This window comes from Microbacterium sp. NPDC091662, assembly GCF_044756705.1.
Lineage (GTDB): Bacteria > Actinomycetota > Actinomycetes > Actinomycetales > Microbacteriaceae > Microbacterium.
In genome coordinates, this window is the sequence record NZ_JBIVTM010000001.1 from 1,028,726 (window position 1) to 1,045,000 (window position 16,275).

At 66.0% G+C, this 16,275-nt stretch carries 11 protein-coding genes; 4 read left to right on the plus strand and 7 right to left on the minus strand.

Annotation, left to right across the window (positions count from 1 at the left end):
• Positions 1 to 44: 44 nt before the first annotated feature.
• The 3 genes from ACIQLD_RS04960 to rfbA all read right to left on the minus strand — a co-directional run bounded on the left by ACIQLD_RS04960 (position 45) and on the right by rfbA (position 4,834).
• Complete coding sequence (locus tag ACIQLD_RS04960; protein ID WP_402605748.1) at positions 45 to 1,937, minus strand: rhamnan synthesis F family protein; 1,893 nt, start codon at positions 1,935 to 1,937, stop codon at positions 45 to 47.
• Entirely contained in the window at positions 1,934 to 3,880 is a 1,947-nt protein-coding gene (locus tag ACIQLD_RS04965) for a rhamnan synthesis F family protein (RefSeq protein ID WP_402605750.1), read from the minus strand. Before ACIQLD_RS04965 ends, ACIQLD_RS04960 begins: the two co-directional genes overlap by 4 nt.
• An 84-nt stretch (positions 3,881 to 3,964) precedes the next feature.
• On the minus strand, positions 3,965 to 4,834 hold the full coding sequence (gene rfbA / locus ACIQLD_RS04970) for a glucose-1-phosphate thymidylyltransferase RfbA (RefSeq protein ID WP_402605753.1): 870 nt from the start codon (positions 4,832 to 4,834) through the stop codon (positions 3,965 to 3,967).
• Between the two features lie 78 nt (positions 4,835 to 4,912).
• On the opposite strand from rfbA, the gene rfbB reads away from it, so the two are divergent.
• Positions 4,913 to 5,911, plus strand: coding sequence for a dTDP-glucose 4,6-dehydratase (gene rfbB, locus ACIQLD_RS04975; RefSeq protein WP_402605755.1), 999 nt, complete (start codon positions 4,913 to 4,915; stop codon positions 5,909 to 5,911).
• Entirely contained in the window at positions 5,911 to 7,317 is a 1,407-nt protein-coding gene (locus tag ACIQLD_RS04980) for a sugar nucleotide-binding protein (protein ID WP_402605757.1), read from the plus strand. The genes rfbB and ACIQLD_RS04980 overlap by 1 nt, the downstream gene beginning before the upstream one ends.
• Positions 7,318 to 7,429: 112 nt before the next feature.
• Here the strand turns inward: ACIQLD_RS04980 and ACIQLD_RS04985 are convergent, their stop codons facing one another.
• A complete protein-coding gene (locus tag ACIQLD_RS04985) occupies positions 7,430 to 10,237 on the minus strand; it encodes a hypothetical protein (protein ID WP_402605760.1) in 2,808 nt (935 codons plus the stop codon).
• A 134-nt stretch (positions 10,238 to 10,371) separates the two neighbouring features.
• Positions 10,372 to 11,445: a glycosyltransferase gene (locus ACIQLD_RS04990; RefSeq protein ID WP_402605762.1), complete on the minus strand. Its 1,074-nt coding sequence runs from the start codon at positions 11,443 to 11,445 to the stop codon at positions 10,372 to 10,374.
• 122 nt (positions 11,446 to 11,567) lie between these two features.
• On the opposite strand from ACIQLD_RS04990, the gene ACIQLD_RS04995 reads away from it, so the two are divergent.
• Both ACIQLD_RS04995 and ACIQLD_RS05000 read left to right on the plus strand, forming a co-directional pair.
• Positions 11,568 to 13,331 (plus strand): DUF4012 domain-containing protein, encoded by a 1,764-nt coding sequence (locus ACIQLD_RS04995; protein WP_402605764.1) that lies wholly within the window; start codon positions 11,568 to 11,570, stop codon positions 13,329 to 13,331.
• Between the two features lie 142 nt (positions 13,332 to 13,473).
• Positions 13,474 to 14,058: a hypothetical protein gene (locus ACIQLD_RS05000; RefSeq protein ID WP_402605767.1), complete on the plus strand. Its 585-nt coding sequence runs from the start codon at positions 13,474 to 13,476 to the stop codon at positions 14,056 to 14,058.
• Between the two features lie 208 nt (positions 14,059 to 14,266).
• Here ACIQLD_RS05000 and ACIQLD_RS05005 read toward each other — a convergent pair whose 3' ends face one another.
• Complete coding sequence (locus ACIQLD_RS05005; RefSeq protein ID WP_402605769.1) at positions 14,267 to 15,721, minus strand: LCP family protein; 1,455 nt, start codon at positions 15,719 to 15,721, stop codon at positions 14,267 to 14,269.
• Positions 15,718 to 16,185, minus strand: coding sequence for a 5-(carboxyamino)imidazole ribonucleotide mutase (purE, locus tag ACIQLD_RS05010; protein ID WP_402608483.1), 468 nt, complete (start codon positions 16,183 to 16,185; stop codon positions 15,718 to 15,720). Before purE ends, ACIQLD_RS05005 begins: the two co-directional genes overlap by 4 nt.
• Positions 16,186 to 16,275: the final 90 nt, after the last annotated feature.

A 16,275-nucleotide genomic window follows, 5' to 3' on the forward strand; every position in this document is an offset into this window, starting at 1 on the left:
ACTCAGCCTATCTGCGGCTGCACCTGCAGGGCGTCAATGACGGCTCAGCGGCGCCTCGGGAATCGCCTGCGGATACCGGAGCTCACCCGCGCGCGGATCGCTCGGAGGCGGGTGCCTGCCCCCGGATGGTTGCGCCGCATGTACATGCGGACGAAATCGCGGAGCTTGCCCTCCCCCACATGCCCGACACCGCGCAGGAACGCGATCTGCTCGTGCGTGCGGCCGGGAACGGTCGACGACATCTCGTCGAAGTTGAAATCCAGGGTCGTGTAGCTCACCGCGGCGTACTCGGCGTCCATGATCGTGCGGGTGTGATAGCCGAGCTCCGCGGCCGCGTAACTGGGCACCCGTTCGAGGACGTGCGCGAGGCCACCATCCTGATATGCCTCCGCACCCCCGAAGTCGCCGTAGGACCACGGTTGCTCGACAAGCAGCCGCAATGCTTCCGGCCGAGCGATGAACATCGACCCATACGGTGCCAGCGGGGAGATGTCGTCGAGCGGCACCATGATGCCCATCTGCGCAGCGAGCTTCTCGAAGCCGGGCTTGTTCGCCCACCAGGCACGCCCCATGGTGGGGTATCCGATATGCACCATCGGGGGATAGACGAGGCCGAGCCCCTTCTCCCTCTGGAAGAGAGCCAGGACGTTCGCCGTGTACCCGGGGCTCGAGAGCAGATTCATGAACTGTTGCTCTTTGAACGCACGCCCGACGTTGAATCCATCCTGCGGTGTCTTCTTCGAATGCAGCTTCACGACGAGGTCGTAGCCACCGTCGAGGAGGACGTCGCGGCATCCGACCAGGAAGGCGCTCTGGTCTCGCCCGTCGTTCGATTCGACCACTCGCACCTGCACCGATCGCCCCTCTCGGGGGCGCGCCTGGATGATCGCCCTGATCGCCGCCGCACGCTCCTCATCCTGGGTCGTGACCACCAGATCGTATGACGAGGGAAGGGTGTCCACGCGGTCGAGCATCTCGTCTGTCATGTCCACATAGAAGATGTGCAGGACAGCGACGATCTTCAACGGTCGCGATGGGTCGTAGCCCGTGTCGGCATCCCCGATGACGTCGTTGAGGCCCAGATCGACGTTGAGGTCTTTCGGAGGCACGTTGCGAGCCAGGTTCGCATACATGTGATCGATCGGATAGCCGTAGGAGGCCATGTCATCCGCGATCCAGCGGCCGATGATCGCGTGCCGATCGAGGTAGGGCGGCCAGTGGAAGAACGGGCGGCGCTTGACGATAGGGCAGCCATCCGCGATGAGCAGGTCAGGGTTGAACAGCGCCGGGTGCTTCGTCGGATAGTTCGCCGCGGGGAAGGCGGCCATCGACGCGAATCCTGCTTCTGTGAACCTCTGGGTGAACGTGACCTCGTGATTCAGCACGGCGTCGAAGTAGCCGGCCATCGGCGGGAGATCCCGCCAGTAGTCGCGCCAGGCGTCGGAGAGGAACATGTTCTTGCGGACGGCGATCCAGAATGACTGCAGGTGATCGGGCACCCTCCCCGTGCCTGTCGACGGGTCCTTCATGCGAACGTTGTCGGTCATGCCCCAGAAGTCGACCCGTTCCGCGGCCATACGCGCGAAGACGGGCGCGTACGGTCGCACGGGTCCGAACCACGTGTCGTTCGTGAGCACGATCTCCTCGAACTCCGCGATCCGCTCGCCCATGTGCTCGAGGCCGGCCTTGTGGCCCCAGATGTCGAAACCCTCGTTGGGACGCACGAGAACATCATCCGTGACCGCTTCGAGGCGAGCGCGCCCTTCCGCGGTCAGCGCGCCATTCACCACGGCGAGGATATGGTCCGCGTCCCCGCGCATCTCGCGCAGCGCGTACTCGACATATTCCTCGATCATGCCGCGCCGATCGAAGACGACGTAGATGACGGCTCGCTTGCTTCCCGGTTTCATGCTCTCGGGCGGTCGAGTGGTCGTCACTGGGCATCTCCTTCGTCGCCGTGTCCTCGCCCCAAGGCCGTTCTCAACTTGTGCATTCCGAATCGTGCGAGGTTGACGAAAGGACGAGCGATCGGCGCAAGCCGCGCGGCTGCCGTCGGGTGGTTCAGGCGGACGTACATGCGAGTCATCGCCACGATTCCTCCCGCCCCAGCCCAACCTGCACGGTGCAACCACTGGATCTGTTCGAGCGGGTACCCGGGCGGAGTGATCGACATCTGGTCGAGCTTGTATGCGAGATTCGCGTAGGCGATCCCGGCATGCTCCTGATTCATCACCGTACGACTGTGATACCCGAGTTCGCCGAGCGCGAGCGGGACCACGCGCTCCAGCACCCGCGCACGATCACCGCCTCCGTCCTTCCCCGTGGGCACGTCGAAGTCTGCGTAGTCTGCCTCGTCCTCGATGAGGAGTCGAAGCGCCTCGGGGCGCCCGATCCACATGCCGCCCATCGGGGCGAGCGGCGTCGCTCCGTCGAACGGCACTCGGATTCCCAGTCGCTCGCACATCTCCTCCGCCTGCTCGCGGTACTGCGACCACCCCCGCCCCGCCAACGGGTAACCGATGTGCATCATCGGGGGGAACACCGCACCGAGACCGGGCTCGCGTTGGAAAAGCCCCAGGAGGTTCGCGAACTGAGCAGGCGAGGAGATCAGGTTCTCCAGCTGATACCGCCGGAAGTAGCGGGCGATGTTGGCGCCGCGCTTGCGGGGCGCGCGGGTATGGATCTTGACGACCAGGTCATAGTCCCCGGAACGCAACACATCATTGCATCCGATGAAGAACGCACTCATGTCGCGGCCACGCTTCGAGGGCAGGACCCGCACTTCCGACGACCCCAGGTTCGCGATCTCGCGATCCTCGATCGCAGAGCGGACCGATTCCGCGTCGTCTGCCGAGGAGGTGGTCACCACAAGATCGAATCCGACGGGGAGCACCACGAGCCGGTTCGTGAGATGGTCCACGGCGCGAGGATCATCGCAGTGCGCCAGCACGACGACGCTCAGTGGTGCGGAACGGTCGTAGGCTCTCTCGACATCGGGAAGGATCTCGAGCATCCCGGCGTCCGTGTTGAGTGTCTTCGGCTGGACGTTTCGCGCGAGATTGCTCCACATCAGTTCCATCGGATAGCCGTAGCCGGCGATCATGTTGACTGTCCGGCGTCCGATCACCGCATGGCGATCGAGGAACGGCGGGTAGTGGAAGAAGGGGCGACGCTTGATGAGCGGACACCCGTCGGCGAGAAGAAGGTCGGCGTTGAAGAGCGCCGGGTGCTCGGTCGGGTAGTCGGCCGACGCGAAGGCGACCGAATGAGAATAGCCGCGGTCCCCGAAGTGCTTGGTGAACTGCGTCTCATGCTTCAGCACCGCGTCGAAGTACGAGGGCATCTCGGGGAGCTCACGCCAGTATGTCTGCCACTGCGGCGACAGGAACATCTCCTTGCGCACAGCGATCCAGAAAGACTGGAGGTGATAGGGCAGCTCGCCCTCACCGGTGAACTTGTTGACCGATTCCCACTCGTGATCCGTCATGCCCCAGAAGTGCACGTCCTGAGCGTTCATCCGCTCGAAGACCGGACCGTAAGGGCGTACAGGGCCGAACCAGGTGTCATTGGTGAGCAGGACCTCATCGAACTCGGCGATCCTGTCACCGACATGATCGAGCGCGTCCTTATGCGCCCAGATGTCGAACCCCTCGTTCGACCGGACGAGGATCTCATCCGCGACGGTATCGAGCAGGGCGCGTCCCTCAGCGTCCAGCGAGCCGTTCACGACGGCCAGGATATGATCGGCGTCGTCTCGCATTCCCTGAAGCGCGTACCTGACGAACTCCTCGACGCCACCACGCCGGTCATAGACGACGTAGATCACGAGGCGCTTGCCGCCGTCCGGGAATCGTGCTGGCTTCTGCCCAGGCGTCGTCATCTGATCCTTTCACGGGCCCCGGCAAGAGGGGCGGACTCACGAACCTCGTACGCGCATCGCGCGCTACGAACCCATCGAGCCTAGTCAGCGTCCCTGTGCGAGTGCCTTGAGCAGGTATTCGCCGTACCCGCTCTTGATCAACGGCTCTGCGCGCGCTCGGAGTTCGTCGTCGGAGAGGAATCCCATTCGCCAGGCCACCTCTTCCGGGCAGCCGATAGACAGGCCCTGCCGTTTCTCGACGGTGCGGATGAAGTCGGTCGCCTCCGCGAGCGAGTCGAATGTGCCCGTGTCCAGCCAGGCCGTCCCCCTCGTCAGCAGCTGCACCTTGAGCTTGCCGCGCTCGAGATACTCACGGTTGACGTCCGTGATCTCCAGTTCGCCCCGCGGCGACGGCCGCAGGTTCTTCGCGATCTCGATGACATCGTTGTCGTAGAAGTACAGACCGGGGACGGCATAGTTGCTCTTCGGCTGCGCCGGCTTCTCCTCGAGCGAGACGACCTTGCCGGCCTTGTCGAACTCCACCACACCGTAGGCGGTCGCGTCGTCGACCCAGTAGCCGAACACGACGCCACCCTCGAGGTCGGTGTACTGCCGCAGCTGGGTGCCCATCCCCTGGCCGTAGAAGATGTTGTCGCCGAGCACGAGAGCCGCCGAATCAGACCCGATGTGCTCCTCGCCGAGGACGAAGGCCTGGGCGAGACCGTCCGGAGACGGTTGGGTCTTGTAGGTGATGGAGACCCCGAACTTCGAACCATCGCCGAGAAGTCGCTGGAACGCCTCGGCATCGTGCGGCGTCGTGATCATCAGGATGTCCCGGATGCCGGCGAGGATGAGCGTCGACAGCGGGTAATAGATCATCGGCTTGTCATAGACCGGAACCAGCTGCTTGGAGACGCCGAGTGTGATCGGGTGCAGCCGGGAGCCTGTGCCCCCGGCGAGAATGATGCCACGCATGCTGACTAGTCTCCCTGATCGGCCCCACCTGAACAAACGCCCCGAGTCTCACGCGGGGCTCCGACTACGCTGGACGACATGCAGAAACTGCTCGTTACCGGCGGCGCCGGATTCATCGGCTCGAACTTCGTGCACCACGTCATCGACAACACCGATGCCCACGTCACGGTCCTCGACAAACTCACCTACGCCGGCAACAGGGCGTCGCTCGACGGGCTCCCCCCGGAACGCGTGCGCTTCGTCCAGGGTGACATCGCTGACGCCGAGCTCGTCGACGGCCTCATCGCAGATGCCGACGCCGTCGTGCACTACGCGGCAGAGTCTCACAACGACAACTCCCTGCACGACCCGCGGCCGTTCCTCGACACGAACATCATCGGCACGTACACACTGCTCGAAGCGGCCCGCCGCCATGACCGTCGCTTCCACCACATCTCAACCGATGAGGTGTACGGAGACCTCGAGCTCGACGACCCAGAACGCTTCACCGAGTCGACTCCGTACAATCCTTCGTCTCCCTATTCATCCACGAAGGCGGGAAGCGATCTCCTGGTTCGGGCGTGGGTGCGCTCGTTCGGTGTGAGGGCCACGATCTCCAACTGCTCCAACAACTACGGCCCGTATCAGCACGTCGAGAAGTTCATCCCGCGACAGATCACCAACGTGATCCGAGGCATCCGCCCGAAGCTCTATGGCGCCGGACAGAACGTGCGCGATTGGATCCACGCAGACGACCACTCCTCGGCCGTTCTCACGATCCTCGACAAGGGTGAAGTCGGCGAGACCTACCTCATCGGTGCCGACGGCGAGAAGGACAACAAGTCCGTCGTCGAACTGATCCTCACCGAGATGGGGCAGCCTGCCGACGCATACGATCACGTCACCGATCGTGCCGGCCATGACCTGCGGTACGCGATCGATTCGACGAAGCTGCGCACCGAGCTCGGTTGGTCGCCGAAGTTCAGCGACTTCGAGTCGGGTCTGGCCTCGACCATCGCCTGGTACCGCGACAACGAAGCATGGTGGGCCCCGTCAAAGGCCGCCACCGAATCGTTTTACGCCTCCAAGGGCCAGTGATGACGGAGTTCGGTAAGACGCTCTCCTTCACCGAGACCGCGATCCCCGGGTTGCTCGTGGCCGATCTGCCCGTGCACGGCGACTCCCGTGGTTGGTTCAAAGAGAACTGGCAGCGAGAGAAGATGACCTCGGCGGGGCTCCCCGACTTCGGTCCGGTGCAGAACAACATCTCCTTCAACGACGAGGTCGGCACGACCCGAGGCATCCACGCCGAGCCGTGGGACAAATGGGTCTCGGTCGCCACCGGCCGGATCTTCGGGGCGTGGGTCGACCTGAGAGAGGGTCCGTCATTCGGCCAGGTCTTCACGACCGAGATCGATCCTTCGAAAGCGATCTTCGTGCCACGCGGTGTCGGCAACTCGTATCAGACGCTCGAGCCCGACACCGCATATGTTTACCTCGTGAACGACCACTGGTCACCCGATGCCGAGTACTCCTTCCTCAACCTGGCCGATGAGACCGCGGCGATCCAGTGGCCCATTCCCCTCGCAGATGTCGAGGTATCCGCGAAGGATCTCGCACACCCGCGCCTTGCTGATGTGACGCCGATCCCGCCGAAGAAGACACTCGTGGTCGGAGCCAACGGCCAACTGGGACGGGCTCTTCGCGACGTCTTCGGCGACTCGGCTCGCTACGAGTATGCGGGCCGCGACACGCTCGACCTCTCCGACCCCGCGTTCGCGACATCGCGTCGCTGGCGCGACTACGACGCGATCATCAATGCCGCCGCGTACACCTCGGTCGACCTCGCGGAGACCCCCGACGGGCGCGCGGACGCCTGGGCGGCCAATGTGACCGGAGTCGCCGTTCTCGCCCGCATCGCCACCGAGAACGGCATCACCTTGGTGCACGTGTCGAGCGACTATGTCTTCGATGGCACGAAGGAGGGCGCGTACACCGAGGCCGACGCCATCCGTCCGCTCAGTGTCTACGGCCAGACCAAGGCGGCCGGGGATGCGATCGTGGGCACGGTTCCGCGCCACTACATCGTCCGCACTTCCTGGGTGATCGGTGATGGCAAGAACTTCGTTCGAACCATGGCGTCGCTCGCCGAGCGGGGGGTAGACCCGAGCGTGGTCGACGACCAGGTCGGTCGGCTGACATTCACGGACGATCTCGCCGGAGCCATCCGGCATCTGCTCGACTCCTCTGCACCCGCTGGTATCTACAACGTGACATCCTCCGGTGAGCCGCAGAGCTGGGCACAGCTCGCCGAGCATGTCTTTGCTCTGTCCGGCCACGGCCCCGAGCGGGTCACCGGCGTGTCGACAGACGAGTACTTCTCCTCCGTGGCCGCGGCCGTCGCCCCGCGGCCTGCGAACAGCACTCTGGATCTCTCGAAGCTTGTCTCGACGGGTTTCGTCCCGTCGGACATGCTCGTCCGGCTGCGCTCCTATCTGGCCTGACAGCCCGCTGGCGGAGACATCTCGCGCCTCACACGAAAGCACCGGACCCCTGCGGGGCTCCGGTGCTTTCGTTTCCGCCTCAAGCGGGAGGGAGACTCGGCATCGATGGCCGTCAGCCGACGGCGACGTTGCGGCATCCCAGGAGGGTATGCCCCCCGGCGCCGTTGTTGATCGCGTAGGCGCACACCGAATACGTTCCGGGCGAAACCGTGATCTGCTGTGAGAAGCCGTGACGGCTGCCGGAGGCCGGATACGCAGCTCCGACATCGCCTCGCTCCTTGTCCGCCCAATAGGCGAGCCCCACCGCGCCGACGTAGATGTGGACGGAGATCGGGTCCTTGGTGTCGGGATCGATCGCCCAGCCCGTCACCGTGATGGTACCCGGAGTGCCTGCCGCGGACTCGAAGTTCCCGAACGGCGCTCGACCGGCATCCGAGGTCGGCGGAGCGACGGTCGCGGTCTTGCATCCCAGCAACGTGTGCCCACCGGGGCCGGCGTTGATCCCATAAGCGCAGATCGTCGAGGTTCCCACCGGCAGTGTCAACGTCTCCGCGAAACCATGCTGATCCCCATAGCCGGGGTTTGCCGCGCCGACGTCCGCGCGTGCCTTATCAGCCGTGTACGCGGTACCCGTCGCACCGACGTACAGGTGCACGGTGATCGGAGACGCCGTATCCGGGTCCAGAGTCCACCCGGTCACGGACGCCGTGTTCCCGGACACCGTCACCGCCTCGAGCGCACCGATCGGCGCCCGACCCTTCTCCACGATGCCAGGCGCGTTGACGGTCGCGGTCTTGCATCCCAGCAACGTGTGCCCACCGGGGCCGGCGTTGATCCCATAAGCGCAGATCGTCGAGGTTCCCACCGGCAGTGTCAACGTCTCCGCGAAACCATGACGATCCCCATAGCCGGGGTTTGCCGCGCCGACGTCCGCGCGTGCCTTATCAGCCGTGTACGCGGTACCCGTCGCACCGACGTACAGGTGCACGGTGATCGGAGACGCCGTATCCGGGTCCAGAGTCCACCCGGTCACGGACGCCGTGTTCCCGGACACCGTCACCGCCTCGAGCGCACCGATCGGCGCCCGACCCTTCTCCACGATGCCAGGCGCGTTGACGGTCGCGGTCTTGCACCCCAGCAACGTGTGCCCACCGGGGCCGGCGTTGATCCCATAAGCGCAGATCGTCGAGGTTCCCACCGGCAGTGTCAACGTCTCCGCGAAACCATGACGATCCCCATAGCCGGGGTTTGCCGCGCCGACGTCCGCGCGTGCCTTATCAGCCGTGTACGCGGTACCCGTCGCACCGACGTACAGGTGCACGGTGATCGGAGACGCCGTATCCGGGTCCAGAGTCCACCCGGTCACGGACGCCGTGTTCCCGGACACCGTCACCGCCTCGAGCGCACCGATCGGCGCCCGACCCTTCTCCACGATGCCAGGCGTCGACGCCTGGACCGTCGTGCAGCCGAGGGAGACGTTCACGCCTGGACCGACGTTGATGCCGTACACGCACACGCTGTGTGAACCTGCCGACGCGGGGATCGTGGTGTCGAAGCCGCGCTTGGTCCCGTACTCCGCCAGTGCGGCCGGAACGTCGCCGGTGGTCTTGTCCGCGGTGATCGCAACGCCGACGTTGTCGACGTAGACGTGCACAGTCGCCGGATCCACCGTGTCGGGATCGAGCGCCCATCCCGTCACGCGGATGCCTGCATCCGTGGATTTCGCCGTCATCGCGCCGAGCGGCACTCCGCTCTTCGACTCGACATCACGACAGCCGAGCAGCACGTTGGCCCCTGGCCCGCTGTTCATCGCGTAGATGCAGACGCTTACAACGCCTGATCCGATCGCCGGTACCGTCGCTGAGAACCCGTGATTGTTGCCTGACCCCGGATAGGCAGCCCCGACATCCGCCCGCGGCACGTTCGCCGTGATCGCCGTTCCTGCGGACGCCACGTACACGTGCACGGCGATCGGGTCCGTCGTGTTGGGGTCGATGGCCCACCCGGAGACCTGGAACTTCCCCGGTGCCGCCTGCACCAACTCGATGTTACCGAAGGGGTTGTTCGCCGCGCCCTGTGTCGAACCGAACCAGTCGGTGAAGTAGTTGTAGAAGTTGCGGTTGCCGTACGCGGAGCAGCCGTCGCCCTCGCCGTAGCCGGCACGCAGAGCCGCCGGATTCGGCTGATACGGCGTGTAGTAATACAGGGCCGAGGTTGCCTTGTTCGCAACGTACACGGGCGAGCTTCCGCAGTTCGCGTTCGGATTGTAGAGGATGTTCCAGGTCTTGCCCGGCGCGTACCACTGGAACCACTTGCCCTCCATGTAGATCTGCATCTGACGTGCGGCACCGTAGATCTGATGGAAGAAGCCGATGTAGTTCGGATCGCAGGGCGCCGTGTCAGGGCATCCCTGTCCCAATGCGATGTTGTAGCGCCACGCGCTCGGCCAGGTGTGGGTGATGAGGCCCTGCTCCTTCTGGAGCATGACGATCAGCACCTGCGGGTTGATGTTGCACGACTGCGCGACACGGTAGATGATCCTCGCAGCCGACTCATTCGCCGCGCCGGTGTAGCCCTTGCAATAGGCGTCGGCTGGGCGGGTGACAGAGGTGATCGAGAAGTCCTTGATGCAGACGTAGCCACTCTGACAGCTCGAAACCTTGCTGTTGAAGAAGGCCTGGATCTGCGCCTCGCTCATCGTGTTCTTGTCGGTGAACACGGCGTCGCTGATGATGTTGCCGGCCTCGAAGCCGGCCAGCGTGGTCTTCACCATCCCGGTCGCGGCCGGATCGCCGGCGTTCCGCGCGACACTCGTGCCGGCCGCCAAGACGGATGCGGTGGCGGCGGTGGCGGGGACCACGGTGCCGAGGACCAGGGCGGAGACAGCGAGGAAACAGGTGAGGAGTCGGGGGAACCTCATGTTGTTTCGCGAGCGTGGGGCACGTCGAGACATGTGACCAGTGTGACGGAAGTTGCGGGATGATGCCACTGTTACACGCTTTGCGCCACAACTTTTCGGCGTGTCGCCCGTATGCGCAGGTTGCTCTCAGCGAATCACAGGTCGGCGTGCAGGCCCCACAGCCGTTCGGCTGAGCTCGCCCACGAGAACGCACGGGACCGATCGGTGGCGAGCACCCGGAGCCGCTCCGCCGCTCCCCCGGCCGCCTCGACCACGGCGTCGGCGATCTCCGCGGAGGGGACGAGGATCCCTCCGTCGGCGATGACGTCGTGGTGCGAACCGCTGGCGACGGCTACCACCGGGATGCCCAGCGCCATCGCCTCGACCGCACGCCATGGCCACCCGGCCACGGCTTCGGTCGCCACGTAGGCAGATGCCCCGGCGAGAACCGCCGCGCGGTCCACGCCGCTCAGTCTGCCTCTCACATGTGCACGCCGCTCCGGGAGCCCTGCAGCCGATGCCGCATCGGCGTACCGGGGTTCCGCACCGTCCGGTGCATCGACGATCACAGCGTCCAGACCTGCCGCCACCGCACCTCGGAACCCGTCGGAAAGGCTCGTGGGAGAGCCGGACAGAACCACATACTGGTCCGGAAGCGACAGCGCGCTCCGACGCACGGCAGTATCGAAGGGAACGCCGAATCCCTGCGGCGGCGCACCGGCGATCACCCGCACTCGGTCGCCGATCTTCGCCAGCTCCGAAAGTCGCTCGGCGACCGCGTGGGAGGGAACCACCACCGCGTCGGCATGTCTCACGGCTCGCCTGAGCATTCCACGTTGCCAGGCGACGCGCCCCCTGGAGAGCATCTCCGGGGCATCCCATGCGCGCAAGTCCCACACGGTGACGGTGGTCTGGTCGTTGTCGTGCACTCGGTCGTGGCGCACGAGCGGCGCCATCAGCGTCGGCGAATGGATGAGTCCGCCGCCGACACCGGGAGCTATCCCGAGCTGCCAGGCCGCGGCGAGTTCACGACGCCCCATCCCGAGTGTGCGGATGTCTCCGATGCCCGCCACCGGCACCGACGCGCCAACCGGAACGATGGCGTCCACCGCGCAACCGGAGGGCGCCGTCGCGATCAGTCCGGCGGCGAGTCCCACCGCGGCGTCCGCGTGATCGGCATCGACGACGTCCACGAGCTGATCCAGAACAACACGCAGCCGAGCACCCATGCCCACAGGCTATCCTCGCGATGCCACTCCCCCGGGGAGCGCACCGCCCGCGCTGCCCGAATGTCAGCGTTCGCACAGTTTTCGCCCACCACCACTGCAGCGGTTCATGCTTGAATGCTCGGGTGAGCGATGGTCGACTTCCCGTCCGGCGCCGATGGATCGGGTGGACCGTCGGTGTTCTGCTGTCCCTTCTCCTCATCGCCATCGGCTGGGTCGCCATCCGCGGAATCGGCGCGGTGAACGACCTCCAGCAGGTCGCGAAAGGTGCCACGCAGCTGAAGGCGTCGATCGCCGCCGGAGACCTCGACGGCGCCAAGCCCCTCGCGCGGAGCGTCGCGCACAACGCGGAGTCCGCCCACGGTCTGACCTCCGACCCGGTGTGGCACGCCTTCGGTGCGCTTCCGTGGATCGGACCGAACTTCCGTGCGGTGAGTGACATCGCCGAGATCGCCGACGATGTGGCGAGCGACGCCCTCACGCCTCTCCTCGATGTCGCGGCGGACGTCGACCTGACGAGCCTCGGCTTCGCCGGTGGGACCATCGACCTGACACCGTTCGCCGAGATCGCCGGCCCGCTCGGTACGGCCGACGCCGCGCTCACCGCCGCGCAGCTGAAGGCCAGACACATCGACGCCGATGCCACACTCCCCCCGCTTGCCGAAGCCATCCGCACGCTGCGTTCATCGGTCGGCGAGGCCGCGACGGTCGTGGGATCGCTCCACGGCGCCGCCGTGCTGCTGCCGACGATGCTCGGCGGCGAGGGACCGCGCAACTACGTGCTCGCGATGCAGAACAACGCAGAACTGCGCTCCTCGGGCGGGATCATCGGCTCGATCGCCCTGTTGCACGCCGAGGGCGGCAGGATCACGCTGCAGAGCCAGGCGTCGACTCGGGACTTCCCTCCGCTGGAGACCGCCCTGCCGCTCAGCGACTCGACGATCGCGCTGTTCGAGGATCGCCCCGGCCGATATCTGCAGAACATCACGAGCATCCCCGACTTCAGCGAGGCCGGCGCGGCCATCGCAGCCCGCTGGCAGGGACGATTCGGCGGGACCGTCGACGGCGTCATCGCCGTGGACGCCGTCGTCGCGAGGCATCTGCTGGCGGCGACCGGCGACCTCGCCTTCGGCCCGTTCACCGCGACATCGGACAACGTCACCGACATCCTCCTCTCGGAGATCTACGCCGCCGTCCCGGACCCGGTGATACAGGACGAGATCTTCGCCCAGGCCGCAGGGGCACTCTTCGGTGCCGCGCTGTCGGGCGCAGACCCACGCGCGCTGTTCGGAGCACTGTCTGATTCCGCGGCCGAAGGACGCATTCGCATCTGGAGCGCACACGAAGCCGAAGAGGCCGTGCTCGCGAGATCTGCGCTGGGCGGAACGATCCCCGGTGACGGCGTCGACGCGACTTACGTGGGCGTGCTGATGAACGACACCACCGGCGGCAAGATGGACTACTACACCCGCGCAGCGATCGAGACGTCGATCGGGACCTGTCAGGGGACGCCGACCACGCAGGTGCGAGTGACCTGGACCAACACCGCCCCCGCCGATGCCGCCACCTCGCTGCCCGCGTACGTCACGGCAGACGGCTTCTACGGCGTACCCGCCGGCACCGTGCGCACTCTGATCGCCGTCTACGGGCCCGAGGGGGCGACGCCTTCGCACATCGATCGAGACGGCACCGATGAGGGTGTGCAGACGGCGATGATCGGCGACCGTTCCACGGTGCAGCATGAGGTGTCCCTCGCGCCGGGCGAATCGACGACGATCACGATCGAATTCCAGGGAACCGGCGCGGGAGAGCGACTCACCGAGGTTCTTCACACTCCGCTGATCGACACCCCCGACACGACGCGGAAACCTCTCCGATGCGCTTCGTGACATTCCCGGCTCGATAGGGTACTGTCGACTCACTGGGGAATATCTGGCGTCGCCATCCTGCCGTGGGGGCAGGAAGACGCCACGCAGTTGGACGCAGGGGTGTGTCCAAAGGCGATTCCGCGTGAAATTCTGGGGAGAAATCATGCTGAAGAAACTGGCTGCCATCAGCCTTGCCGCCGGCGCGCTCGTACTTGTCGCGCCCACCGTGGCCACCGCTGCGCCGACCGTTCCTGGCGCGTCGTCCGACTCGTACCCGACGCCTCCCGGCGCGAAGGTCGGCGATCCGATCATCGACATCTGCGAGGCTTCGACGATCGTGTTCGGCCCGGGCTACTTCCTGCCGTCCGAGAACGTGAACGTGTCGGTCTCCGGCTACAACGCCGGGAAGGCCGCCGTCTCGGGCAACACCGCTGCCGGCGACGGCAGCCTGACCCTCACGTTCCGCCCGCCGTCCGATGGAGAAGGCTCCTACGCCGTCGCCTTCAACGGCTCGCGTTCGTACACGGCGACCATCACGGTCTCTCACGGCCACGACGCTGCCGCCAGCTGCGACCACGATCCCGGTGTCGCAGCCGCGGGTTCGGAGCTGCCGCTCACCGGCGGCGGCATCGAGCTGGCCCTCACCGGCGGAAGCGTGTCGCCGTGGGTGCTCGGAGGCGGAGCAGCAGCGCTGGTCGCCGGCGGAGCCCTCGTCGTGGTCGGAGCCGCTCGCCGCAAGCGCGCCTAGGTCCGGCTGCCGCCTCGTGCGGTGGTCGACTGGACGACGGTGATCCCTCCCCCTCCGATCACCGTCGTCTGGTGCATCCGGTGGAACCCACCGGAAGCCCACGGTCGCTCTCCTTCGGGAGGCGACCGTGGGCTTTGTCGTGCGCGCTGTCAGGTGGTCCAGCGACAGGACCCGGTACCGAGGTCCGGGCCACTCGGAACCGCCACCATCACGGCGCGGGGGTCGGGCTCTCCGTCGGCGGGTGCAGCTTCTGCTGGATCATGTCACGGATGAATGCGTAGTCGGGCTGGTGCTCGTCGACGCCGGCCTCCGGCGTGAGCTCGATCGATGTGACCGGCTGCTCCTTGGCCTTGAGCATCAGATCGAAGAACTCCGGGAGCTTGTCTGAAGGGAGATCGGTGCTGATCAGTGCCGTCCCTGCCGCAGCCACCTCATTGAAACGGGTGAGGACCGTCTGCGGTGTGAACTGCGCGAGGATCGCCGCCTGCAGCTCTCGCTGGCGCTTCATACGATCCCAGTCACTGGTGGTGTACCGCGAGCGCGCGTACCACTGCGCCGTGTCGCCATCCATGCGCTGCTTACCGGGCTCGATCCATCCGATGGCCCACTCGTTCACGTCATCGCCCGACCACCCTTCCGGCGGGCCCCCCTTGGGCAGACGCTCGGTGACGTCGATCTCGACACCGCCCAGGGCATCGACGAGCTCCGCGAAGCCGTGCATGTCGACGAACACGTAGTACGGGATCTCGATCCCGAGCACGCCCTCGGCCGCATCCTTCGTCGCCTCGATACCGGGTTCCGAGCCATTGGCCTTGGCATCGGGATAGAGGCCGGCGCCACCGTCTTCACGGCAGACCTCCGCCGCATTGCGGACGTGGTTCATCCAGCCGTTCCAGCCACAGGTCGAAGAGCCGTGGCCCTCGAACCCGTTCGGATACAGCTCCTGCATCGGGCTGCCGTCGCTGAACGGGGCGTTGGGCAGCTCACGAGGGATGCCGGTGATCGTTACCGCCCCGGTATCGGCATTCACCGAGACCACCGAAATGCTGTCGAACCGCATGGAGTCGCGTCCGTCACCGCTGTCGGCGCCGAGGAGGAGGATGTTGTAGTAGCCGTCGCTGGGCTCCACGCTCGGGCCGCTCTGACCGAAGATCGAGCCGATGGTGTTGCGCACAGATCCGACGGCGGTCGCAGCGTAGCCGGCGCCGCCTCCCACGAGTCCCAGCAGCACCAACGCGACGACCGGGATGGCGAACCGCGACGGCCCGGGCACCTTCACGAGTCGCACCAGGCGGAGAGTGTCGAAGGTGAGCACGGCCCAGAGCACGACGTACCCCACCAGCAGCACCTGCACGATCGTCAGGACCACGGCGGAGAAGAACCCGCCGCCGATCGTGAGCCAGAGCAGGACAGGGCGGGCGAAGAGCGCGAGGCCCAGTGCCACGATCGCGAGGAACCAGGAGAGCAACGTGGCGCCGAGACCGAATCGCCCGAGGCGACGGTTGCCGGCGAGCACCTGCGCGGAGCCCGGAACCAGGAGGTTCACCGCGATCAGCCACCACCCGCGTTTGACCATCGTCCCCGCATCGGCGGGATCAGGATGCCGCAGCGGCCGGGTCTCGATGAGCGGGCGCCGTGTTGCGCGCGGAGGCGCAAGAGTCACAGTGAACCCTTCAGCCGTTCGTTCTTCTCCTCGACCTGCGCCTCGAGTTCGCGTGCGTACTCCTCGACGCGGTCGGCGAGAGCGGTGTCCGCCGTCCCGAGAATCCGCGCGGCCAGCAGCCCCGCGTTGCGGGCCCCGCCGATGGACACCGTCGCCACCGGGATGCCGGCCGGCATCTGCACGATGGAAAGCAGGGAATCCATGCCGTCGAGATAGGCGAGAGGCACGGGAACACCGACAACGGGAAGCGGCGTCATCGAAGCGAGCATCCCGGGAAGATGGGCTGCTCCCCCGGCACCGGCGATGATGACGCGGATACCGCGTGAACGCGCGTCGCGCGCGTACGACATGAGCTTGTCGGGGGTGCGATGCGCGGAGACCACCTCGACCTCGTGCGGAATCCCGAAGTCCGTGAGCGCCTGGGACGCATCGCTCATCACGCGCCAGTCAGAGTCGGATCCCATCACGACGCCGACCAGAGGGTCGGCGGAAGAGTGCAGTGGCTCGGTCACCAGATCAGGGTACGGTCTGCCGCTGTGAGATTCCCCGAACGG

Excerpts from the sequence above, each read along its gene's own strand:
- ACIQLD_RS04965 (WP_402605750.1), bottom strand. The coding sequence starts at position 3,880 with ATGACGACGCCTGGGCAGAAGCCAGCACGATTCCCGGACGGCGGCAAG.
- rfbA (WP_402605753.1), bottom strand. The coding sequence starts at position 4,834 with ATGCGTGGCATCATTCTCGCCGGGGGCACAGGCTCCCGGCTGCACCCG.
- rfbB (WP_402605755.1), top strand. The coding sequence starts at position 4,913 with ATGCAGAAACTGCTCGTTACCGGCGGCGCCGGATTCATCGGCTCGAAC.
- ACIQLD_RS04980 (WP_402605757.1), top strand. The coding sequence starts at position 5,911 with ATGACGGAGTTCGGTAAGACGCTCTCCTTCACCGAGACCGCGATCCCC.
- ACIQLD_RS04985 (WP_402605760.1), bottom strand. The coding sequence starts at position 10,237 with ATGAGGTTCCCCCGACTCCTCACCTGTTTCCTCGCTGTCTCCGCCCTG.
- ACIQLD_RS04990 (WP_402605762.1), bottom strand. The coding sequence starts at position 11,445 with ATGGGTGCTCGGCTGCGTGTTGTTCTGGATCAGCTCGTGGACGTCGTC.
- ACIQLD_RS05000 (WP_402605767.1), top strand. The coding sequence starts at position 13,474 with ATGCTGAAGAAACTGGCTGCCATCAGCCTTGCCGCCGGCGCGCTCGTA.
- purE (WP_402608483.1), bottom strand. The coding sequence starts at position 16,185 with ATGGGATCCGACTCTGACTGGCGCGTGATGAGCGATGCGTCCCAGGCG.